This is a genomic window from Candidatus Diapherotrites archaeon, assembly GCA_016205145.1.
Taxonomy (GTDB): domain Archaea; phylum Iainarchaeota; class Iainarchaeia; order Iainarchaeales; family JACQJH01; genus JACQJH01.
Map to the genome: position 1 here is coordinate 521,611 of JACQJH010000002.1, position 20,358 is coordinate 541,968.

Here is a 20,358-nt window from a genome sequence, read left to right on the forward strand (position 1 = left end):
ACCCCAACAAAAATTATAACATGAAGTATAGCGCATGTTTATGTTTAAAAACATTTCACCGCGCAGAGTTAATCTGGGGGAGGCGTTTTTATGGTTTTGGACAAGCAGGAACTCGCTTTGGAGATAACAAAAATCTACTATTACAATCTCGCATCAAAGGGCGCCAAGGAAAGCATCAACGCCGAAAACATCCTTGACACTTACAATTACGCATTGCTTTTGCTCAACGAAAAGTTGCAGGAAAGAAAGGAAACTGCAAAAGCCGCAACGGAATTGAAACTGCCGGCGGCGCCGCAGGTTTCCGAAAGCGGTTTTTCGTACACAAACCAGAAGGGCATAACATATTATCTGCACCAGAAGGGCAGGCTGTTTTACTTCTCAAAGGACAGCAGAAGCTCAATCGTTGTCCCGCAGGGCTACCGCATAAAGGAAAACCCGCGCACCGGCCTGCCGTTCATAACGAAAAAGTGAGGGCTATTCGCCAATTGACTTTGTCAGGTCGGGCCTCACAAGCCTTCCGAGCACGTTCAGGCGCCTGAGGCTTTCAAGCAGCTGTTCCCGTGAAATGCCCAGGCGCATGACATGCGGCTCGGAAAACAGGCCGTCAAGTGTTTCAATGCCTTCCGTGCGGCACGCGCGCAAAACTTTCAAATCCTGCATTGCCTTATGCCGCGCCGGGTCGTTTGTTTCAAGCGAAAACACTGCATGGCTTTTCGGCTCCGGCCGACCGGAAGCAAACGGGCCTTCCCTGACAAGCAAATCGAATTCCCTTTTGTTCCAGGACGCGCCATAAGCGCGCGCAATCACAGCCAGTACATTCCGTTCAAATCCAACATTATCCGGATTGGAAATAACTATTTTTGCCCCTTTGCGGTTCAGAAGGCTGCGCAACAACGACAATGGCAGGCCACCGCCCCAATACAGCGGAAAAGGCTCGAATGAAACGCTCCAGTCAAACCTGTTTTTGGAAAGTGGAATCCTTGACGCTTCACGCGTCCTGAACGAACGGATGCGCGTGCCCTCAGGATTCTGCTCCTGCAAAAGCCTTGCACGCCGCACCATGCCGGCGGAAGCGTCCGTGAAATGGACTTCCGCCTGTTCCGCCAAAGCCTTTGCCCAATTGCCGGTGTAGCCGGCGAAAAAAAGAATTTTGCTGCCAGGCTCAATGCCGAGATGATGTAAAAGGCGCGGATCCGCAGGCACTGTTGCCTGGGCCGCTCTCACGCTCGGCACAGACCAAGGATCCGCATCAGCAAAGATTTTCACCTCGTGCGGAACAAGAAAACGCCGTCGCCTTGCACGCGGTGGTTCCGAAGCCAAACCAATCACGCCTTTTTCTGCGCGCCGGCAACATTCGGGGAATTTCCTGCCGCGTGCAGCTTTTTCATTTCCTCTGAAAGCAATGCTGAAGAAACCGCGAGTGAAATCTTGCGGGACTTGCCATGCATTCCGCTTTCAACGAGCGGCGCGCTGACAAGGTTCAAATGCTCAAGCTTTGAAACAATGTCGCGAAATCTCCTCAATGAAAGCTTTTGCCCGGACTTCTCCGAAAACGCCTTGAAAAGCTCGCCTGACAGCGCATCGTCATGCGAACAAAGCAATTGCAAAACCAGGAGTTCGGAATCATTCAGCGAGGGAAGGACTTTTTTGAACGGGTGCTCGTCGACAAGCGCGAACGCCTTTTTCAGGTGCAGAATGGAAACCTTCTGCGAATTCTCCTTTTCAGCTTCCTTGCCCGCGCGCCACAAACATTCAATCGCAATCCTCGCGTCCCCGCCAAGGCGCGAGGCATGGCCGGCCGCGACGTTTATGACTTCATCGTCAAGGCTTCCCGGCAGGAACGCATACTTGCACCTTTCCGCAAGTATGTCCTTCAGCTGCTTCGGTGAATAGGGGTTGAAGGCAATGTCCTGCACGTGCAATGAACTTCTCACGCGCTCGTCAAGCCTTGAAACCAGTGCGGGGTCGTTTGAAATCAGTATGAGGCCGAAGCGCTTGTCGCAAAACTCTATGACGCGCAGGAGGTCATAGAAAACCTTGGCCTCTTCCGGCTCGGCAAGCAGCTGTTCCGCCTCATCCAGCACAACTATCGGAGCAAAATCCGCTTTTTTGAGCATTTCAAGGATTTTCGAATACACCTCGTCGGTTGCGATCCCGCGCCTCGGCACAGCCGCCTTCAAAAAGTTTGCGATTGCCGACAGGATCGAGTGGCGGGAATTGTACTCAAAGCAGTTCAGGTAAAGGCCTTTCGCCCTGTCCGAAAATTCCTCAAGCTCGTTCAAAACGAATTTGACGCTCGCGGTCTTTCCCGTTCCGGTTTTCCCGAAAACAAAAACGTGCTGCGGCTTCTTGCCCTCTGAAACCGGTTTCAATGCAAAGACAAGCGCGTCGATTTCCGCATCCCTGTGCGGCAGGACAGCCGGCACATGCTCAGGGTACAGCACTGCCTCGCTGCGGAAAACCTGAGCTTCCCTGCCCTTTCTCTCGAAAACATTCGGCATGCAGAAAAGATATTGCTTAAAACGGATAAAAATGCATCGGGCGGCGGTTTCGTCCGCAGCCGGTTCCGTCCGGCTGGTTCGGAACCAAGGCGTATCACTGTTGTGATACGCCGAGTAAGTAACATTAAAGTTTTCGGGGGCGTGCGAGACGCGGAGCTCCCTGGTCGGGATTAAGGCTTATTGCTGCTACAATAAGCCGGGTAAGCGACAGTAAAAAAAATTTGGAGCTGCAGTAAAAGTACCCGCTGCGCGAGAGCCCGTCTGCCCGCAAAAAAAAAACAAGCTTTTAATACAACCTGAAACAAGATTATTGGCATGAGGTTCGGCGAAGGCATTTTTGACAGGGTTTCGGCTGAAAAAATCATGCTCGGCATCGTTCTGCTTATTGCAATAATCGCCTTGCTCGCAATAATCGCGAATTCCGCGAACACCACGGTTTCAAGCGCCTCGCATTCGGTTTCCGCGATTTCCGGCGGCCTCAACAAGCTTGCGTGATTGCATGGCAAAACAGGGACTTTTGTTTGGCACGGCGGGAATGCCCCTCTCCTACAAAGGCAGGAGCGAGGGCGCAATGCCTTTCATCAAAAGCCTCGGCCTGGATGCAATGGAAATAGAGTTCGTGCGCGGCGTTTACATGAAAGAGGCGCAGGCGGAGGCATTGGGAAAGGCGGCGGAGGAAAACGGCATCACTTTGACGGTGCACGCGCCATATTACATCAACCTGAATTCGGAAAAAAAGCAGACTGTCGGCATGAGCAAAAGCTTCGTCTTTGAAAGCGCGCGCATCGGCGCGATAGCCGGCGCAAAATCCATCTGCTTCCACGCAGGCTATTACGTCAAGGCGACGCCGGAGGAAACGTACGCGAACATAAAAAAGGCGGTCTCGGAAATACTTGACAAAATGAAATCGGAGGGCGTGAAAACCGTTCTCGCGCCGGAAGTCAGCGGAAAGAAAAGCCAGTTCGGGTCGCTCGAAGAAGTCATTGCTTTGGGAAAGGAACTGGATGGCGTGCAGCCTTGCATCGATTTCGCGCACCTGCACGCGCGGACCGGCGGCAAAATGACTTCGCTGCAGGAATTCGAAGCAGTGCTCAGGCAGTTGCCCAAAAAATGGCTCGATTTCCTGCACGTCCACATGTCAGGCATGAATTTCGGCGAAAAAGGCGAAAAAAACCACCTCGTTTTCGGCGACCCCGGCAACAGGTTCCACTTCGAGCCGGCAATCCAGGCATTCAAAAAGCTCGGAGTGAAAGGCGTTGTGGTCTGCGAATCGCCGAACGTCGAGGAAGACGCATTGAAAATGAAAAACTGTTATTTACAGAAATAATCCAGCCAAGCCGGATTTCGCCACCAGTCCGGCCTATGCGAGCAGGGCAGTGCCTTGCAAACCCCTTGCGTGGTATTGCTTGCGCAATACCACTTATGCACAAACAGCATACTCGGCGTATTGCAACAGCAATACGCCTTAGTTCGTACCAGCCGGACGAGACGGCTGCGGGCGAAACCGCCGGGAAATATATATAAACATGGCCGCGAAATAATTATTCTATGCACTATTCGCCAGGCAGCCCGGCTGACCGGTGGTATAACCGGCTTGGGGCATGGATAACGAGGAGCATCCAGCGCTTTGTCGGGTTCCTGTTCCTGCTGCTTGCAGCCGGCATAATCATCGGCGTCTTTGTCGCGACAAACAGGCCCCAGTACATAATCCCTGTTGTTCTCGCGCCAATCCTTATCGCATTGCTGTCCTATTATAGCAGGGGCATCGCAATCCTGATTTTTATACTGTTCATTCTGGGCTTTTTCGGTTTCTTTGCAGTACTGTGAGCGGAGCAAAATGGACGTAACATTGTCGCACAGCGATTTCAAGGCGTTGTCCTCGGGCACGCGCGCGAAAATCCTGAAGCTGCTCGCGGAACGCAATCACACTATGTCCGAGATTTCAAAAAAGCTCGGCCTTGCAGCGCCCACAGTGAAACAGCACCTTGACATGCTGTCCGGAGCCGGGCTCATAGAACCGGTCGGGGAAAACAGGAAATGGAAGTATTATGCTCTGTCAAGGAAAGGCAGGGGCATAATCCAGAAAAACGACTCTACAAACATCCTCATTGTAATGGCGGCAACGTTCGTTGCATTGGTTGTCATGCTTTTCAATCTTGTCGGCCAGTTCGGCAGAACTGCCGTGCCATTGCAGGCAATGCAGAAGACCGCCTCCGAAAGCGGCATTGCCGGAAGCGCCGCCGATGCCCTTCGGACGGAAACTGCCACAGTGCCGCAGACGATTCCTGCACCGGCGGGCTTCGACCCAATTGTCCTGAACGCCATAATAGTCATTGCCCTTGTGATTGCCCTGGCATATCTTCTTTCGCGATTGTCGAAAAAAGGCGAAGGAATTTAAGGTTGGCCTTCCGGCAATCCTTTGATGCGCGGAAAAGGCTTTTTCGCTTTTGTTCTGGTAATTTTCTTCCTGCTCGCCGCAACGGAGTCGGCGGGCAGGCAATCCTCCTCGTTCCGCTCGTTCTCCGAAGCGCATCGCATTGCAATGGAGCTTGAAAGCCAGAACATGCTCCGGTCGAACGTTGAAAACAACCTCGATTTTGTCGTGGAAAAAACAATGCGCAGGCAGATTCTCCTCGGAAGCACGGATCCGGCGCAATTGAAGCTTGCGCTGGACGAAAAGGTTTTTTCCTTTTTCCTGGAAACGCAAAAAAATGCACGGCCGCGAAACCTCGAATTCTCCGGAGCAACGGTTTACGGAAACCGGTATTCTGAAAACGCCGGCGCGGCGGCGCAGGAAAAACTTTCAATGGAATTCATTGGCCGGAATTCGGTTGCGTTCGTGGAACTGGCCGGCGGGGCATGGATTGCGGAATACCATTTTTCCGGCGGGCTTTACAGGAACAGCGCAGTGATTGGCCGGATTGTCTCCGAAGACAATGAAACCATGACGGTTTTTTTCCTGCCTGCAGGGTACTCTAAAACAGTTGTGGTGGTCGGTTGAGCAATGGCCAGGCAAGCGTGGAAGCGATGGCCGCGATTGCGCTGATTCTTTCCGCTGCGGCGTTTTTCCTGTCCGGGCAGGCGCTTTTGGAGAACGCGGTTTCCGAAGCCGAAAAAAAGCTTGTCGCGAAAGCCGAAGCGCAGTCATGCGCGATTGTGGCGGACGCGGTTTTCAGCAATTCCCTCGGCTTTTCCGGAAAATACGGATGCGCTCCAACCGCCGGGGGAGTTGAAGGAATGGCTTTCGGAAAAACCGCTTCGGAAAAAACCCTGTCGGAAAAGTCCGCGGCATCAGGAGATGGGGGCCTTGAAACAATGGCACCGGAACATTATGCCTGAACAAAACCAGGGCGGGGCATTCTTTTCCGCCGACCTGGCGATAGCGTTCGTGAGCCTTGCGTTCCTGTTTTTCCTGGTTTCCGAAACGCGCATTTCAGGCCTCAACGAAAAAACCGCGGAAAGCGAAAGCGTTTCCATGCAGAAAACCGCGTTTTTCCTCGCCGACTCCATGGTGAAAAACCGCGATGAAAACAACGCATTGCTTGGAATGGCTGCATTCAATGCCGGGGCGGGGCGCGTTGAAAGCAATGCCCTGCCTGAAAGCCTTGAAGGCATGCGGTTTGCGCAGTTGCGCGGAAGCATTTTTGTCGAAAGCGTTTCAATCGCGTATTTTGACGGGAACTCCGTGGAAATATTCCGTGATGCGCGTGCCGGCGCGAAAAACTGCATTGCGACCGAAAGGCTTGTTCTCAGAGGCATGAAAAAGGCGCTTCTCAGGGCAAGGGTTTGCGGTGAATGAATTGGGGAAAGGATTTTACCTGTCAATGGAGGCCGCAGTGAGCCTCCTGCTGTTTTCGGCTGCGGTCCTGGCACTCCAGCCGCCGCCCGCCAAAAGCCTCTCTGATTTATACGTGCTGCAGAAGGAAAACGACTTGCTGAAAATCTGGGTTAAAGAGGCAAAATTTGAAATTCAGGAAATGGAAAAAGATTTCCTGTTTTCCTTTCCCGGCCGCCATGGTTTTGTCTCAATCAACGGGAAAACATTTGAAGCAGGCACGCCTGAGAATGCCCGGGAATGCGGGGATTTTGCCGTGTCTCAAGCGTTTTTCCTCGACGAAAATCTCAAAAAAACCGTGTTAAGGGTCGGCGTTTGCGCGGACAACGCCGCCTGACTTTTCAAGCGCCACAACGGATTTTGGCGGAAGAAAAAAATCAAAGTCTTCCATCCGGCCCGAAAGTTCAGTTGAAAGTGTTTTGGAGAATTCTTCCCCGCTGCCGGACGCCGCGTTCAGGGAAATTTCGAGCATTCCTGCATTTGAGGATGCGCGCCATTCAGCCGAGTTTTGCGCGGCAATCGTTTTCCTTGACCCGTCCGCCAGGACAGCGAGTTCCATTGAAGCTGCCGAAAGCCTGTCCGCGAACGACCTTGCCTTGGCGGTTTCAGAAGAAGCCTGGGCAAGCCAGAGCGTTTTGTCCCACGCAAAGGCAAAAACAGCGAGAAGTGCAAGGCCTGCCGCAAGCAGGAGCAGGAATTCCATGCTCGCCTGCCCCTGCATGCCCTGCCCGCGTTTTGCGGGGAGAATGGCCGTTGTCTCACACGCAGCCACGCCAAGCACCACTTCAGATTTCGTCTATTTTCTTGAAAATTTCGCCGGTCTTCTTGTTTATGACCTTTGCGCCCTCGCTGCCAGTTTCCTGCAATTGCGAGACGAGCAGCAAAACCATTGCGACCACCGCGGCCAAAACTATTATGAGTTCGACGGAAATCTGGCCGTGCTCTTCGGAAAAAATTTGCGAAAGTGCCCGAAACATGACGGAACCGTTTGCGGAAAAGTTTTAAAGGCAACGCAGGAATTCGACGATTGCCATACCGCGCCGGCGGTATTGGAAAAAAAACGGGAAAAAAGTTATTAATGGTTCGATGCAATATCCTTGCCTATGGAAGCCAAATTAAGCGTATTCGACTGGCCGTCGCTGATTGATGACAGGGAAAAACGGGATTTGCTTATTGCGTGGGTTGCCTTGTCAATCGCGTTCGGATTGAGCTTTGCCCGTAACGGCGGCCTGCTGTTTTCCTTTGCGACAAGCTTTCTCGCGGTCGGCACCGGCTTCATTTTCCATGAGCTCGGCCACAAGTTTGCCGGCATACATTACGGCGCAAGCGCGGGCTTCAGGAAATGGGATTTCGGCCTGGGCCTGGCCTTGCTGCTCGGCGCGATGTCTTTCTTCACGGGCTTCGGATTCATTTTCGCGGCTCCCGGCGCGACGTACATCTATTCCGAAAGCATTTCAAGGAAGCAGAACGGCTTAATCTCGCTTGTCGGCCCGGCAATCAACATTGCCCTGGCGCTAGCGCTTTTCCTGTTGAGCATTTTTTCCGCGATGTTTTTCCCTTCCGGGCTCATTGCCGGCGTCCTGCTGTTTGCCGCGATAATCAACCTCTACCTTGCGTTTTTCAACATGCTGCCGATTCCGCCGCTTGACGGCAGCAAGGTCATAGTCTGGAACCCGGTAATCTGGGGCGTTGTTTTCGTGCCGCTGCTTTTCCTGTTCTATTTTTCGGGCATACTTTGAAATCAGAATTAGAAATTAATCGTGCAGAATTTATCTGACGTAAAAACTATCTGACATAGCTCGGCCTGAAATCAAAACTATGGCAGGGGGCTCCGCCCCCTCGCACGCCCCTGGAAAAAAAACTATCTCACGTAGCTTGGCCTGAAATCCGAATAGTGGTCTTCGAAGCTTTCGTAGGCTTCCTCGGTTTCTTCGTTGACGGATGGCCTGACTTTTTTGAGCGCATCCGCAAAGTCTTCCGGAAGAACCTGCTTTGCCTTCATCTTGTTCTTGTCCAGGGAAATCAGCGCGGCTTCCCTCACCAACCCTTCCAGGTCGGCGCCGGAAAACCCTCTTGTCTGGCCGGCAATGGCCTCAAGGGAAACTTCCTTTGACAGTGGAACGTTTCTTGTGTGGATTTTCAGGATTGCAAGCCTGCCTTTCTCGTCCGGAGCATTCACCTTTATGAGCTTGTCAATCCTGCCCGGCCTGAGCAAGCCCTGGTCGATTAAATCCGGCCGGTTCGTCGCGGCGATGAAGACGACGTTTTTCAGCGCCTCCACTCCGTCAAGCTCGGTCAAAAGCTGGTTCACCACTCTTTCGGTCACTCCGGAATCCGTTACCGAGCCGCGCCTTGATGCAATCGAATCGATTTCGTCGAAGAAAACTATGACGGGCGCGGTCTGCCTCGCCTTCCTGAAAATCTGCCTTATGCCCTTCTCGCTTTCCCCCACCCATTTGCTTATAAGTTCGGGGCCTTTCACTGAAATGAAGTTGGCCTCGCTTTCCGTTGCGACCGCCTTCGCCAGAAGCGTCTTTCCCGTTCCGGGCGGGCCGAACAACAATACTCCGGTCGGAGGCCTTATCCCCATTTTCTTGAAAACATCAGGGTATTTGAGCGGCCATTCGATTGCCTGCATCAGTTCTGCTTTGACTGCGTCAAGCGCCCCGACCTGCGACCATTTCACGTTCGGAATCTCGATTGTTATCTCGCGCAAGGCGGATGGCTGCACGTCCTTCAGTGCGTCCTGGAAATCGCGTTTCATTACTTCCATGCTTTCAAGCAATTCAGCGGGAATCGTGTCCTCGTTGAGGTTGATTTTCGGAAGGTAGCGGCGCAATGCCTTCATTGCCGCTTCCTTTGTCAGGCTTTCAAGGTCAGCGCCGACAAAGCCGTGCGTTATCCCCGCATAATAGTCGAGGTCGAAATCGTTTTCCTTGACAAGCTTTTCCTCGACAAGCGTTTTCAGGCACGGAAAATACGTTTCATCGAACGCCTTGTCCCGTTCCCTTGCATTCAGCTCTTTTTCGCGCAATGCCCTCTTCAACTCGTCCTTTTCAAATTTGGAGTTGGAATTGAAGGCGTCAAGGATTTTTTCCTCGGTTGCGGAAAGCCTGCGCTTGGACTCGTTGCCGTGCGAAAAGAATTTCGCCAGGGGCATGCCGCGCGTGTGGATCTGCAGAATGTTCTTGCGCGAGTTCCTGTCAGGGACCCCGAACTCTATTTCGCGGTCAAACCGCCCCGGCCTGCGCAGTGCCTCGTCAATCGAGTTGACCCGGTTTGTGGCGGCAATCACGACAACGTTCCCCCGCGCCTCGAGGCCGTCCATGAGTGAAAGGATTTGCGCCACAACCCTGCGCTCCACCTCTCCAATGACCTCGTCGCGCTTGGGCGCAATCGCGTCGATTTCGTCGAAAAATATTATCGAAGGCGCGTTTTCCTCGGCTTCCTTGAAAATGTCCCTGATCCTTTCCTCGGCCTCGCCGACAAACTTGCTCATTATGCTCGGAGAGCTCACTGAAATGAAATGCGCGTTGGTTTCATTTGCCACGGCTTTTGCGAGCAGTGTCTTTCCGGTTCCGGGCGGGCCGAACAACAGCACTCCTTTTGGCGGAATGATGCCGAGCTTGCGGAAAATCTCAGGATGCTTCATCGGCAGTTCTATGAGCTCGCGCACCTTGGTTATCTGCTCGTCCAATCCTCCGATGTCCTCGTATGCGACCTGCGGAATCCCCTCCAGCTCGCCTTTCACCGGCTTGTCTTTCAGCACAAGCTGCGTAAAATCAGTTATTTTGACAATGCCTTTCGGCGCGGTTTCAATGACCTTGTAGACAAAGCCGGAGCCGAAAGCCGAAACCCAGACGCTGTCGCCCCTTACAACCGGCCTGCCGAGAAAGCTTTTTTTGAGTATGCGGTCGTAGCCTGACGCGATTATGCGGACTTCCTGAGTCGGGGCAAGGGTTATTTTCTGCGCCTCCCTTACCTCAGCCTTGCGCACTGAAACCTTTTCGCCCAGGCCTACCCCCGCATTGCGCCTGATGTAGGAGTCCATGCGGATAACGCCCTTGCCTTCATCCTCGGCGCGCGCCGGCCAGATGACTGCGGCGGTGCGCTTTGAGCCCTCGATTTCAACGATGTCGCCGGAAGTGACGTCAAGAGACTGCTTTGTCACCCTGTCAAGCATGACAATGTTGCGGCCGACGTGAGTGGGGTCGGCTTCCTCGACTTTCAGGACAATTTCCCTGCTTTCAGGCATAAAAGCTCCCGAAAAAGATAGAACATGAAAAGGATTAAAAAACGGAGCCGGTCAGTTCACTGTTTTCACTTCGATGCCGCCGTTCGGAAGCATTGACATTATCTCGTCAAGGGCAACGCATTTCCTGCCGAACTTTTTTTCGAATTCGGACAGGATTTTTTTAGCGCAGTCGCTTTTCTGCATTGCGCCCTGCCTGAGCAGTACGGAAAAAGCCGCGTGTTTTTTCACCGCCGCACCAGGCCCGGAAACAACGCGCAGCCCTCCATCGGTCTTTTCCACGCCGATTGAAAGGCCGATGGGCGTTTTCCTGAACCACTGCCTGTCGCCGTAAACCATGAACGCGCCTTTTCCGATGCTTTCCCCTGATTTCGCGGACTTTGAAACCTGTTCCGGGGAAGCCGAATAGACGTCGACGCTGGAAAGCTTCTGCTCCCATGCCTTTGAAAAGGATGCCGCGAAAATTGCCGCTTCCTCAAGCGTCTGCCGGGGCGCATTGCCGCTTTCGCATTTCACTATGCAGTGCGGGGCGCCGAAAACCTCGGCGTGGAAAAAAACGTCGGCCGGAAGCATGTGCTTTTTGATTGCTGTTTCATTGCTTTTCGCGTCCCTTCCGCCGATGACAAGAAAGTTGTCGCTTGAAAAAAACCAGTGGAAGGCCTCGAACCATTCCTTTTTGCGTTTCCTTGAAGGCACCAGCCTGCCTGACTCGGCTGAGAGGCCCAGCGTTTTTTTCTCGAGGGCTGCAATCCTGTCCCTTATCGCGCTTTCGGCTTCCGCCAGCCCTTCAAGCTTTTTTTTGGCGGCCTTGCCCCTGCCGAAATAATCGGATGCGTTCTGCTGCAAAGACTTTGAAAGGCTTAGTTTCAGGCGCATGTTCTCACTCAAGGCCGCGCTTCAGTTTGACAAGCTGCACTATCGACTTGGTGCGTGAAACGTTTTTATAATGCGGTTCCGTCGCGTAAATAATCTGCTTGTCCTTTATCAGGTCGTACATTCCGGGGATCTGCTCGTAATAGCGCTGCATGTTGTGGTGATAGCTTTCAACGTCCTTGTAGATGTGCCTCAGCATCAGGTTCCACGTGCCGGAACCGATTATCGGGGAGACGCGATAAATGTGCGGGTCCTTCTGCGCCATTGCCTGCAATTTCGCAAAAACGTCCTTCTTGGACAAGTCAGCCTGCACTATTTCCATTGTCTCGAGATTGTAGCCCATTTTCCTGAAATTGAATTTCGGGCCGAAGCCTTCAAGCATGCCCTGCGCTTTCAAAAAGTCAATCGAAGACACAATCGTTGCCTTGTGGAAGCCCGTGAGCCGCTTTATTTCACTCAGATTGGGCGCAACTGCATTCTTCGAAAGCAGAGCCTCAAGAATCTTTATCCTGACGTCGTCGTCAAACCGCATCCCGGTAGGCAAAAAAACACCTCTTTTATATCCAATAAGCATAGTAGAACTTATTATTAATGTAATTTTATTGCATGCAAAAACGGACAATACTTATTAATGCAGACACCGAGTATTTTATTGTGAATTACTAAGGGGGGATCAAATCCTAAATCAACAGAATTCACAACTGAAACAAAAAAGGGACAGGTAGGGAACGCTCACCAGGCGGTTTGGAACAAGTGTCCATTTGAAGGCTCCCTACCTCTGTCTCTTAAAATCTTTTAAAAAAAACAGCCCATTTTTAGCTTTTGTCCGCCGCATTTCCGGGTGCAGCTTTGCTTTTATCTGAATTGTCGTCCTTCTTTTTCCAGTCCTTTTTCGAGACGCACCCCATGTTCAGGCACATCGTGTAGGAAAAGCGCTGCGACAAAACCTTCACCATGGGCGCATTGCATTCCTTGCAGAACTCGTTCAACGGGGTTATGCTGCCCTTCTGCGGTAAAGGATACGAATTCGTGCACTTCGGGTAATTGGAGCAGCCCACGAACCTTTTCCCGGTTTTGCCGTGCCTCAAAATGAGGTTGCCGCCGCAACCATCCTTGTTGCAGGCGCTGACAATCGAGTCGTCGCGCAAGGCGCTTCTTAAGCCGGCCGCGATGCTGTCGCGGTGCTGGAGCAGTATTCCGAGGTTGGCGAGCAGTGAATCAGTGCTTTGGTCCACGACCTCCGCTTTCGTCTTCTTTCCCGCCGCAATGAAATCCATTTCGGTTTCAAGGTCGGCAGTGAATTTCGGCCTCACTATTTCCTTGTCGTATTTTTCAATCGAGTCGATGACCGCAAATGCTATCTTGTTTGGAACAATCGATGACTTGCCGGAAACGTACTTTCTCTGGAACAGCTTCTGGATTATCGCGGGCCTTGTCGATTTCGTGCCGAGGTTGTGGCTTTCCATCAGCGAAATGAGCGAGCCCTCCGAATACCGGCCGGGCGGCTCGGTCTGCTTTGAAAGCAGGTCGAGCTTTTTCAGCAGCACTTCATCTCCTTCGGCGAGCGGCGGCAGTATAACCTCGCTTGCCTTTGAATAAGGATAGAATTCCTTCCAGCCCTTTTTTATGAAAACCTGGCCCCTTGCGACAAAGGGTTCGTCTTTCATGAGGATTTCCACTGAAAGGTTTTCCGTCTGGGCGTCCTCGGCGAGGGTTGCGAAAAAGTGCCTGCATACAAGCTCGTAAACCTTCCACTCGTCAGCCGAGATTTTTTCGCGCTGGCACGCCGAAACCGGGTGGATTGGCGGGTGGTCGGTTGTTTCCTTCGGCCCGCGCGACGGAACAGGCTCTTTTTTTGCCAGAAGCTGTTCTGCCATTGAATGGAATTCGGAAACCTCGCGCAAGGCCTGCAATATCTGCCTCAGGTCGAGGTTTTTGGGATAGACCGTGTTGTCGGTCCTCGGATACGAAATGAAGCCGTTCGTGTAAAGGCTTTCCGCAAGCGACATTGCCCTGCTTGCGGAAATGCCGATGCCCGTGGCGGCGCGCAAAAAGCCAGTGGTGTTGAATGGAATCGGCCTGCTAAGCGTCTTTTTCGTCTTTGAAACCTTCGAGACAACGCATTTTTCCTGCCTTTTCGCCAGAACCTTTTCGGCTTCCTCCCTTTTCAGGAACCTGCCCTTCTTGTGCGAGGCCTCGAACCCCTTTTTGTCCTTTTCAAACAATGCCAAGAGCTCCCAGTAAGGGGTTGACTCGAATTTCATTCTCGCCTTTTCCCTTTCGACTATTAGCCAGAGGGTGGGGCCCTGCACTCTCCCCATTGACAGGAATTCCTTGCCCATCCTGCCCGCCATCAGCGAAAGAAATCTTGTGAGAACGGCGCCGAATACAAGGTCTATTTCCCTGCGCGCATCCGCGGAATCCGCAAAATTGTAGTCTACGTTGCCGAGCCTGGAAAAAGCCTCCTTTATGTCCTTGTCGATTATCGCGGAAAAATTGGCGCGCTTTATTTCGGCCTTGCCGTTTTTTTCCTTCACAAAGCGCAACGCCTCCACTCCGATGCTTTCGCCTTCCCTGTCGGAATCGGTTGCGACAATCACCGTGTCAACCTGCTGGCCGGCCCTGCGCAGCAAATCGCAGATGCGCTTTTCCGTTTCAACGTAATCAATCGGCGCCTTCGCCAGCTGCTTCAGGTCGGTGCCAAGCCAGCTTGAAAATTTTTTCGGGAAGTCCACGTCGACAATGTGGCCGCGCAATGGAACGACCACTGCCTTCCTGCCGGAATAATCGAATTCAAAAAGCTGGGCCATTCCTTCAATCTTCGTGGCAACCCTGCCGCCGGCAAGGATTTCCGCAATCCTCTTGCCGGCAATGGCCTTTTCGGAAATAATCAGTATCATCGGAAACAAAGCAAATTCAAGAGCAAAAGGAATAAAAACCGGAAAGAAAAAACGGCGAACCGCGAAGCCAAAAGTCAAAGCCGGGCATTTCCGGAATTAAATTCTATGACCTTATTCCACAGTATAGCACCATTTTTGTTACAAAAATCGTTAATGAACTCTCCGGTAAACTTGTTTATAACTTCGCTCTTGCGTTGTCTGAAAGAATCATTGAGTTTTTTAGATCGATATCCTATCGGGTCAACTATCAGAATATAGAAATCCTTGGTTCCGCTTATCCTATTCCAGAAATTCTGACCGCACATTTGGGTTATGAAACCTTTCTTCACCAATGTTTTCTGATTTCCATACGATATGCCCAAAATGCACTGAACATCAGATATATTCCTGTTCTGCTTCACTATACGCATTGCGGTTTTGAAATCATTTTCCAATGCTTTCCATTGGCTGCTATTGCCCCAATTCAATCCAGACTTTACAGATACCAGATGTCTCGTTTTCTTTGTTTGAAATTCAAAATCAATCCCTGATGCAGAAGATTTCGTTGCGTTAAGGGTTTTTTCCGCGACAAAAATTGCCAAGTGCTCCAAAAATTCTCCAAAAATCTCTTCCTCTGATGAAGATAACTTGGCGTCCAGTATAGATGTAACTAGCTCGCTTGCGGTTACAAGATTTTTCGCCCTATATAAGTAAGGATTCTTCCGCTTCAAGAGTTCTTTGAGGCTTGTTTTTTCCAAACTCTGTAGGCGTGCGGTGTGAAATTCTGCTATGTGTTCTTTCACAAAATCTTCCACTTCGTCCAATTGGATTTTTTTCATCAAATAACCTCTTTTCTGCTACCTTTTTATATTCTGACAATATGTCAATCATAAGGTAATTTCTGTTGAGCCTAAGGCATGCTACTCCCGTAGTCCCAGAACCTGCAAAAGGGTCCAAAACCAAATCATTTTCTTTTGTAAATAGGCGGATAAACCACGTCGGGAGGTCAACCGGAAACACAGCACTATGGTTCTTGTTGCCGCATTCCGTCGGCATGTGCAGAACATTTGAAGGATAAACTTTGGATTTACCGACCCAGTTTGCTATCTTCTTGCCAAATCCGCTGCCAACCTTTGAGGTGGCGCGTCTCAAATCACTGGCGCTTAAATTCGCGAGACGCGTTTTGGACCATTCCCCAACAGGCACCATGACCTCTTCCTGATACATTCTGAACTTTTTTGATTTGTTGAACTGCAGGCACCGTTCCCAAGCATCCCTAAACCTGTTCGGCCACTTGCCAGGGTGGGTATTCTTCTTGTGCCAAATGAACTCTTCAGTCCATAGCCAACCCTGAGTCTTTAACTCTTTTATCAAATCCAAGACGTAAGTATGGCGTTCCCCGTTTTCAACCCTTTCTTTGATATTAAGAATAAATGTGCCTGTGGGCTTCAAAACCCGCAAAAATTCTTTTGATTTAGGCAAAAACCATTCCACATATTCATCCGGTGCGATGCCCCCATACGTGTTTTTCCTGCTGTCGGCATATGGGGGGGAGGTCACAATGAGATTCACTGAGTTATCGGGAACTTCTTTTAGCATTTGCCCACAGTCGCCAGTGAGATACTGGTTTACGAATGCATTGGGCGCGTTTTTACCCATATTTTCTATTATGCCGGATTGTCCTATTAAAGCATAGTTATCAGGATAAACCGTTTTTGTTTCAGAACTACCCAACATTATCCACCCATAAAAAATTGCAAAAGTGATTTTTAAATGCTTGCATGGCGGATTTCCGCTCAGATTAAATAAACCGATTGGCGCGGCTACCGCGGACTACAATTTTTTCTGCAGGCTCTGGCTCGGCAGGATTGCGGTCTTGGAAATTTCCGACATTACGACAAGGGTTTTCACGTCGATTATGCCGTCGACCAGGCCGACCTTGTTTATGAGCGATTCCGCGCTTTCAAGGTCGGAAACGACTATTTTTGCGAGAAGGTTGTATTCGCCCAGGACCTGGTAAAGCTCGACAATGGAATCCATTGCCAGCAGTTTTTTTATCACGTCGCGGTTCTTGGAGATTTCGGAGCGCATCTGCACGTAAATCGGGTTTTCGAAGCCCAGCGCCTTGAAGTTGAGGTTGGCCGTTATCGATGAGACGATTCCGCGCTTTTTGAGCATTTCAACGCGCTTCTTGATCGCGACGTCCGTCAGCTTCGCCTGGCGGGCAATCGCGGAAAACGACGCCCTGCCATCCGAAAGCAGCGCTTCCAAAATGATGCGGTCTATCCTGTCAAGCTCGACGCGCCTCAAAACCAACCCCGTTAACTATTCTAACTACAAGTGCTTAAAAATTTAGCTTTTCTAAATGCGCCAGCCGGCTTCGGGGGATAGCAAACCAAAAAGCCCGCTGGTGTTTAATCTGTTTGCTGGCAGGATTTATTGTATGCCGGGCGAAAACGTCGTCATCGACGAAATAATCGAGAAAATCGCAAAGGAATGCGAGGAAGCCAAGGCGACAAAATGGGACATAATCAGGATTGTGAAGGAACTCGAAAGCGAGAAAGGCGCGGACATGGAAAGCATGCGCCAGAAGGCGCTTGAAATCCTTGAAAGGCTCAATCCGGAAGCGGCGAGGATTTACGCCTCATTCTACAGGATGTCCGTGCACAACTCCCAGCAGGAAATAAGGCCTTTTGACCGCGGCAACATCGTGAAGTCATTGCTGCGCGAAACAAAGATTTCGAGGAGCGCGGCCGAAAAAATCGGAAGCGAAGTCGAGGACAGGCTCAAGGACCACAAAATAGCCTATCTTACAACCTCGCTCATCAGGGAAATGGCGAACGCAAAGCTCCTCGAATACGGCCTTGAAGACGTGCGCAACGAGTACGCGAGGGTCGGGCTGCCGGTGTTCGACTTGGAAAAAAAAATACTCAAAAACGAGACAGGCCTGGAGGAAGCGTTCGAGGAATTCAGCCTTGTCAGGGCAATCCCAAAAGAGCTCAGCGAACTCCATTTCAATTCCGAAATTTTCATAGACGACCTTGCGGGCTTCGCGAGCAGGGCGCTCGCATGCTCCGTTTCAGTCGGCAGGCAGAAAACCGCCTTGCACGCGCTCAGGGAATTTTCGATGAAAAGCAGGCAGCTTGACGGCCTTTTCCTGCACAACGCGTGCTTCGATTCGTTCAACCATTCGTTTTCCGGAAGCCCTGACTGCCAGCAGGCATTCGTTGCGGCTGAAACCTGCCAGTCGCTGCTGCAGAGAAACGGTTCCAGGGGCTGCATCGGCCTGTCCCTGTTCGCGCCCCCGGAATTGAAGCTCAAGGACGCGGAAAAAAAGGCCGCGGCAGATTTTGCCGAGGCCTTCGCATCCGAATCCGCGAAAAATCCGCAGGACTGCTTTTCATTGAAGGCATCTGTTGACGACCAGTTCAAGCACAAGCTGTTGAGCGATGGCGCGAAAAGGAAAATCACGTTCATCAACTGCACCGAACGCAACAACCTTGCGTTCTGCAACGACCTCTGCTCGGAAAAAAACGCAATTCTCTGCTCGGTTTCAATCAACCTGCACAGGATTTGCCTCGAAAGCCCGCGCAACGAAACAGTGTTTTTTGAGGGCCTGACGGAAAGCATGGCGGCCGCAAAACAATTATGCGAACTCAAGGCGGGGCTGCTCGCAAAAAAGCCGGATTTTGAGAAATTCTCGTTCCAGCCCGACGGAATGGAAAAAATAGTTGCCTTGTCGCCGCCAACCGAGGCGGCCGGCATTCTTGCAGAAAATGCGGATGCCCATGAGCGGGTGGCGTTGGCGGAAAAAATCGTGAAACATGCGATGGCGGAGTTCCCGGAAGCGCAAATAAGGCCCCTGCATTCCCAGGAAGCCAGGAAGAGATTCCAGAAGGCCTGCAGGGAAAAATTCGGGTTCGAGGCGGAAATGGATGACCGGCCACAGCTTTGCCAGAAAAGCGGGTTCCTGGCGAAAAACTTTGTTGCCGTTGCACAGGCGAGGAGCGTCAATGAATTCGAAGAACTGCTGAAAAAAGGCGTGCCGCTTATAAGGCTCGTTTAAGCGAAAACTAATGCCTGACGTTGCGCGGCCTCAGCTTCTCGTGGTGCTTTATTATCTCAAACTTCATCATGTAAACGTAGGTTTTCAGCATTTCCGTGAACGGAACAATGAAAACCAGCACCAAAAACAGCGAAACGAATTTTCCCAACAGCAAAAAGGAGTCGAAGGCGAATTCCAAAACCAATGCGGCGGCCATCAGCGCGGTCGGCACAACCAGGGAAACAAGGAACAGCCTCGGGTTCCTGAGCGCGAACTCCGCGCTGCTGTAAACCGAGTTCTCGACTGATTCCTCGTCCACGACAATCGCCTGCGGCACGAAAAAAACCGCGGATGAAACCAGGAAAACGATTATTGCCGCAACCCAGACCGGAAGGCCCGCGAAAACAATCCCGAAGGAGACAAGAGAAAGGAAAACCGTGTAGAGAAGGAAAAACGCGAAAAGCTTTGACGAGAACTTCTGCACCATTTCGGACAGGTAGTATTCGACGCGCATGGAACTCAATTCCTTGCGCACCGAGAAAACCGTCAGGGAAACGAAAAAGGCGAAGACCGCGGTGAAGATTGCGAGAGCCGCGAACTCAAGTATGAGGATTTCAGGCGAATATGCGTTGAAATTGTAGTCGAAAAGCAGGCTTCCGGATGAAATGAAAACATTGGGAAACAGGGAGAAAACGAATGCGAAAACGAGGAGGATGGCAAATGCCAGTGCAACCTTGAAGTTCTTTTTGTAAAGCTCGAAAACGTCCGACAAAACCATGCGAAAACCGGAACAATAATAGCATCAAAAGGGAATAAAAAACGTGTTGGATGGCTTTCATGGCATTCCAGCCGGATTAACGCGAAGGCCAGAACGCAGCATGCCTTCAACGAAGGCCTTCTGGCAGGGAACAAAAAAAAGCCGGATTCCCGCGAGGGCTAGAAGAAGCCTTTTTCTTCAAGTTTCGCGATTATTGCAGCCGAAGCCCATGCAAGGATGCCGGACCACATGAACAGCGCGAACGGGCTTGACTGGAAGCGTTCGGAAAAGTTTTCAACCATGAACTGCTTGCCCTGGCTTGCAAGCGATTCGCGCAATGCGTTGCAGTGGTCGTTTGAAAAGCAGAATGCCTGGCCCTGCGCGCCGGAAAGCTCGACAATGTTCTGCACGTACCAGAAAAACGCGATGTAAAATGCAAGAAAGCAAAGTATGACAAGGGCGATTGGAAAAACGGGGGAGAGGCCCTGCTTTGTCTCGAAGTAATCGTCGTACCAGCCTATGAAATAATATGCGAGGAAAAATCCTGCCAGCGGAACGAGCCAGAACATGAGGCTCTGGAATTCCATGAGCGGCAGAAGGAAGTTGAGCGGCGGAATGTTCTGCACAACCGCGCGGAGGGAATCGCGCGCCATGGAAAAGCCCACGAGTATGCCGTAAGAGAAAAGGAAAAGGCAGGCAAAGACTATTTTCCTGCTGGCGGAGCCGCCGCCCTTCTTTTCATTTGATTCGCCTTTTGACATGCCATCACAAAAAAAAGTCATTTAGCCTTTTCAAGCTTTACAGCCGTGCCGTAAACAAGGAATTCCACGCCGCCTGGAACAACTACTGAGGAGACAAAGCGCACGTCAATGATTGCGTCAGCGCCGACAAGCTCAGCGTTCCTCCGCAGCTTTTCAATGGCGTTGTGCCTGACCTCGTCGAAAAGCGAGGCATATTCCTTTATTTCGCCGCCCCCAAGAAAGCGGAACATCGCCACTATGTCCTTGAAAATTGACCTTGCGCGGATGTCCGAACCCCACACCAATCCGAGCACTTCGGAAACCCTTTGGCCAGGCAAAGCGCTTGCCGTTATTATCGGCAGGAAATCCTTTTCGTTTTCCATTGCACCACCAAGATATTGGTCAGGTGGAGTTTTTAATTGTTATCCAGAAGAGTTTTAGATTAGCCCTTGGTGCGGCAAAAAGGTTTTTGGCAT

General features: G+C 51.3%; 25 protein-coding genes. 11 read left to right on the forward strand and 14 right to left on the reverse strand.

What is annotated here, in order from left to right; translation table 11 throughout:
- Window positions 1–90 precede the first annotated feature (90 nt).
- Window positions 91–471 carry a hypothetical protein gene (locus HY394_06015; GenBank protein ID MBI4053561.1) on the forward strand — a complete coding sequence of 127 codons (381 nt, stop codon included), beginning with the start codon at window positions 91–93 and terminating at the stop codon, window positions 469–471.
- 3 nt (window positions 472–474) lie between these two features.
- Here HY394_06015 and HY394_06020 read toward each other — a convergent pair whose 3' ends face one another.
- Window positions 475–1,233: a class I SAM-dependent methyltransferase gene (locus tag HY394_06020; GenBank protein ID MBI4053562.1), complete on the reverse strand. Its 759-nt coding sequence runs from the start codon at window positions 1,231–1,233 to the stop codon at window positions 475–477.
- Between the two features lie 92 nt (window positions 1,234–1,325).
- On the reverse strand, window positions 1,326–2,501 hold the full coding sequence (locus HY394_06025; GenBank protein MBI4053563.1) for an AAA family ATPase: 1,176 nt from the start codon (window positions 2,499–2,501) through the stop codon (window positions 1,326–1,328).
- A gap of 315 nt (window positions 2,502–2,816) precedes the next feature.
- On the opposite strand from HY394_06025, the gene HY394_06030 reads away from it, so the two are divergent.
- From HY394_06030 to HY394_06065, 8 genes are all read left to right on the forward strand, one after another.
- Window positions 2,817–2,996: a hypothetical protein gene (locus tag HY394_06030; GenBank protein MBI4053564.1), complete on the forward strand. Its 180-nt coding sequence runs from the start codon at window positions 2,817–2,819 to the stop codon at window positions 2,994–2,996.
- 4 nt (window positions 2,997–3,000) lie between these two features.
- Window positions 3,001–3,828, forward strand: coding sequence for a TIM barrel protein (locus HY394_06035; protein ID MBI4053565.1), 828 nt, complete (start codon window positions 3,001–3,003; stop codon window positions 3,826–3,828).
- 221 nt (window positions 3,829–4,049) lie between these two features.
- Window positions 4,050–4,328 carry a hypothetical protein gene (locus tag HY394_06040; protein ID MBI4053566.1) on the forward strand — a complete coding sequence of 93 codons (279 nt, stop codon included), beginning with the start codon at window positions 4,050–4,052 and terminating at the stop codon, window positions 4,326–4,328.
- 10 nt (window positions 4,329–4,338) lie between these two features.
- On the forward strand, window positions 4,339–4,899 hold the full coding sequence (locus tag HY394_06045; GenBank protein MBI4053567.1) for a winged helix-turn-helix transcriptional regulator: 561 nt from the start codon (window positions 4,339–4,341) through the stop codon (window positions 4,897–4,899).
- Between the two features lie 24 nt (window positions 4,900–4,923).
- Window positions 4,924–5,502, forward strand: a complete 579-nt coding sequence (locus HY394_06050) for a hypothetical protein (protein MBI4053568.1) — start codon at window positions 4,924–4,926, stop codon at window positions 5,500–5,502.
- Window positions 5,499–5,840, forward strand: coding sequence for a hypothetical protein (locus HY394_06055; GenBank protein ID MBI4053569.1), 342 nt, complete (start codon window positions 5,499–5,501; stop codon window positions 5,838–5,840). Before HY394_06050 ends, HY394_06055 begins: the two co-directional genes overlap by 4 nt.
- Window positions 5,833–6,300, forward strand: a complete 468-nt coding sequence (locus HY394_06060) for a hypothetical protein (protein MBI4053570.1) — start codon at window positions 5,833–5,835, stop codon at window positions 6,298–6,300. The genes HY394_06055 and HY394_06060 overlap by 8 nt, the downstream gene beginning before the upstream one ends.
- 1 nt (window position 6,301) lies before the next feature.
- Window positions 6,302–6,673: a hypothetical protein gene (locus tag HY394_06065; GenBank protein ID MBI4053571.1), complete on the forward strand. Its 372-nt coding sequence runs from the start codon at window positions 6,302–6,304 to the stop codon at window positions 6,671–6,673.
- Here the strand turns inward: HY394_06065 and HY394_06070 are convergent.
- Both HY394_06070 and HY394_06075 read right to left on the reverse strand, forming a co-directional pair.
- Window positions 6,638–7,108, reverse strand: coding sequence for a hypothetical protein (locus HY394_06070; GenBank protein MBI4053572.1), 471 nt, complete (start codon window positions 7,106–7,108; stop codon window positions 6,638–6,640). The two genes, HY394_06065 and HY394_06070, sit on opposite strands and share 36 nt — an antisense overlap.
- A gap of 13 nt (window positions 7,109–7,121) precedes the next feature.
- Entirely contained in the window at window positions 7,122–7,313 is a 192-nt protein-coding gene (locus HY394_06075) for a hypothetical protein (protein MBI4053573.1), read from the reverse strand.
- A gap of 126 nt (window positions 7,314–7,439) precedes the next feature.
- Between HY394_06075 and HY394_06080 the strand changes: the two genes are divergently transcribed.
- Window positions 7,440–8,075: a site-2 protease family protein gene (locus HY394_06080; protein ID MBI4053574.1), complete on the forward strand. Its 636-nt coding sequence runs from the start codon at window positions 7,440–7,442 to the stop codon at window positions 8,073–8,075.
- 122 nt (window positions 8,076–8,197) lie between these two features.
- Here the strand turns inward: HY394_06080 and HY394_06085 are convergent, their stop codons facing one another.
- The 7 genes from HY394_06085 to HY394_06115 form a co-directional block, all read right to left on the reverse strand.
- Complete coding sequence (locus HY394_06085; protein ID MBI4053575.1) at window positions 8,198–10,591, reverse strand: CDC48 family AAA ATPase; 2,394 nt, start codon at window positions 10,589–10,591, stop codon at window positions 8,198–8,200.
- Window positions 10,592–10,642: 51 nt separating this feature from the next.
- The gene (locus HY394_06090; GenBank protein MBI4053576.1) at window positions 10,643–11,464 is read right to left on the reverse strand and encodes a DUF814 domain-containing protein; all 822 of its coding nucleotides are present in this window, start codon (window positions 11,462–11,464) and stop codon (window positions 10,643–10,645) included.
- Window positions 11,465–11,468: 4 nt separating this feature from the next.
- On the reverse strand, window positions 11,469–12,005 hold the full coding sequence (locus HY394_06095) for an Lrp/AsnC family transcriptional regulator (GenBank protein ID MBI4053577.1): 537 nt from the start codon (window positions 12,003–12,005) through the stop codon (window positions 11,469–11,471).
- Between the two features lie 271 nt (window positions 12,006–12,276).
- The gene (locus tag HY394_06100; protein ID MBI4053578.1) at window positions 12,277–14,361 is read right to left on the reverse strand and encodes a DNA topoisomerase I; all 2,085 of its coding nucleotides are present in this window, start codon (window positions 14,359–14,361) and stop codon (window positions 12,277–12,279) included.
- A gap of 74 nt (window positions 14,362–14,435) precedes the next feature.
- Window positions 14,436–15,143 (reverse strand): cytosolic protein, encoded by a 708-nt coding sequence (locus HY394_06105; GenBank protein MBI4053579.1) that lies wholly within the window; start codon window positions 15,141–15,143, stop codon window positions 14,436–14,438.
- Window positions 15,043–15,999: a site-specific DNA-methyltransferase gene (locus HY394_06110; GenBank protein ID MBI4053580.1), complete on the reverse strand. Its 957-nt coding sequence runs from the start codon at window positions 15,997–15,999 to the stop codon at window positions 15,043–15,045. The genes HY394_06105 and HY394_06110 overlap by 101 nt, the downstream gene beginning before the upstream one ends.
- A 174-nt stretch (window positions 16,000–16,173) precedes the next feature.
- A complete protein-coding gene (locus HY394_06115; GenBank protein ID MBI4053581.1) occupies window positions 16,174–16,656 on the reverse strand; it encodes an Lrp/AsnC family transcriptional regulator in 483 nt (160 codons plus the stop codon).
- Window positions 16,657–16,783: 127 nt separating this feature from the next.
- Here HY394_06115 and HY394_06120 point away from each other — a divergent pair, with 127 nt between their 5' ends.
- On the forward strand, window positions 16,784–18,406 hold the full coding sequence (locus HY394_06120) for a hypothetical protein (GenBank protein ID MBI4053582.1): 1,623 nt from the start codon (window positions 16,784–16,786) through the stop codon (window positions 18,404–18,406).
- Between the two features lie 7 nt (window positions 18,407–18,413).
- Here the strand turns inward: HY394_06120 and HY394_06125 are convergent, their stop codons facing one another.
- The 3 genes from HY394_06125 to HY394_06135 all read right to left on the reverse strand — a co-directional run bounded on the left by HY394_06125 (window position 18,414) and on the right by HY394_06135 (window position 20,265).
- Complete coding sequence (locus HY394_06125; protein ID MBI4053583.1) at window positions 18,414–19,163, reverse strand: hypothetical protein; 750 nt, start codon at window positions 19,161–19,163, stop codon at window positions 18,414–18,416.
- A gap of 158 nt (window positions 19,164–19,321) precedes the next feature.
- The gene (locus HY394_06130) at window positions 19,322–19,903 is read right to left on the reverse strand and encodes a hypothetical protein (protein MBI4053584.1); all 582 of its coding nucleotides are present in this window, start codon (window positions 19,901–19,903) and stop codon (window positions 19,322–19,324) included.
- 17 nt (window positions 19,904–19,920) lie between these two features.
- Window positions 19,921–20,265 (reverse strand): heavy metal-binding domain-containing protein, encoded by a 345-nt coding sequence (locus HY394_06135; protein ID MBI4053585.1) that lies wholly within the window; start codon window positions 20,263–20,265, stop codon window positions 19,921–19,923.
- Window positions 20,266–20,358 lie beyond the last annotated feature (93 nt).

What these genes read in the sequence shown, in the direction of transcription:
- HY394_06015 (MBI4053561.1), top strand. Translation starts at nt 91, where the DNA reads ATGGTTTTGGACAAGCAGGAACTCGCTTTGGAGATAACAAAAATCTAC.
- HY394_06025 (MBI4053563.1), bottom strand. Translation starts at nt 2,501, where the DNA reads ATGCCGAATGTTTTCGAGAGAAAGGGCAGGGAAGCTCAGGTTTTCCGC.
- HY394_06030 (MBI4053564.1), top strand. Translation starts at nt 2,817, where the DNA reads ATGAGGTTCGGCGAAGGCATTTTTGACAGGGTTTCGGCTGAAAAAATC.
- HY394_06035 (MBI4053565.1), top strand. Translation starts at nt 3,001, where the DNA reads ATGGCAAAACAGGGACTTTTGTTTGGCACGGCGGGAATGCCCCTCTCC.
- HY394_06040 (MBI4053566.1), top strand. Translation starts at nt 4,050, where the DNA reads ATGCACTATTCGCCAGGCAGCCCGGCTGACCGGTGGTATAACCGGCTT.
- HY394_06045 (MBI4053567.1), top strand. Translation starts at nt 4,339, where the DNA reads ATGGACGTAACATTGTCGCACAGCGATTTCAAGGCGTTGTCCTCGGGC.
- HY394_06050 (MBI4053568.1), top strand. Translation starts at nt 4,924, where the DNA reads ATGCGCGGAAAAGGCTTTTTCGCTTTTGTTCTGGTAATTTTCTTCCTG.
- HY394_06060 (MBI4053570.1), top strand. Translation starts at nt 5,833, where the DNA reads ATGCCTGAACAAAACCAGGGCGGGGCATTCTTTTCCGCCGACCTGGCG.
- HY394_06075 (MBI4053573.1), bottom strand. Translation starts at nt 7,313, where the DNA reads ATGTTTCGGGCACTTTCGCAAATTTTTTCCGAAGAGCACGGCCAGATT.
- HY394_06080 (MBI4053574.1), top strand. Translation starts at nt 7,440, where the DNA reads ATGGAAGCCAAATTAAGCGTATTCGACTGGCCGTCGCTGATTGATGAC.
- HY394_06085 (MBI4053575.1), bottom strand. Translation starts at nt 10,591, where the DNA reads ATGCCTGAAAGCAGGGAAATTGTCCTGAAAGTCGAGGAAGCCGACCCC.
- HY394_06090 (MBI4053576.1), bottom strand. Translation starts at nt 11,464, where the DNA reads ATGCGCCTGAAACTAAGCCTTTCAAAGTCTTTGCAGCAGAACGCATCC.
- HY394_06100 (MBI4053578.1), bottom strand. Translation starts at nt 14,361, where the DNA reads ATGATACTGATTATTTCCGAAAAGGCCATTGCCGGCAAGAGGATTGCG.
- HY394_06110 (MBI4053580.1), bottom strand. Translation starts at nt 15,999, where the DNA reads ATGGGTAAAAACGCGCCCAATGCATTCGTAAACCAGTATCTCACTGGC.
- HY394_06120 (MBI4053582.1), top strand. Translation starts at nt 16,784, where the DNA reads ATGCCGGGCGAAAACGTCGTCATCGACGAAATAATCGAGAAAATCGCA.
- HY394_06125 (MBI4053583.1), bottom strand. Translation starts at nt 19,163, where the DNA reads ATGGTTTTGTCGGACGTTTTCGAGCTTTACAAAAAGAACTTCAAGGTT.
- HY394_06130 (MBI4053584.1), bottom strand. Translation starts at nt 19,903, where the DNA reads ATGTCAAAAGGCGAATCAAATGAAAAGAAGGGCGGCGGCTCCGCCAGC.
- HY394_06135 (MBI4053585.1), bottom strand. Translation starts at nt 20,265, where the DNA reads ATGGAAAACGAAAAGGATTTCCTGCCGATAATAACGGCAAGCGCTTTG.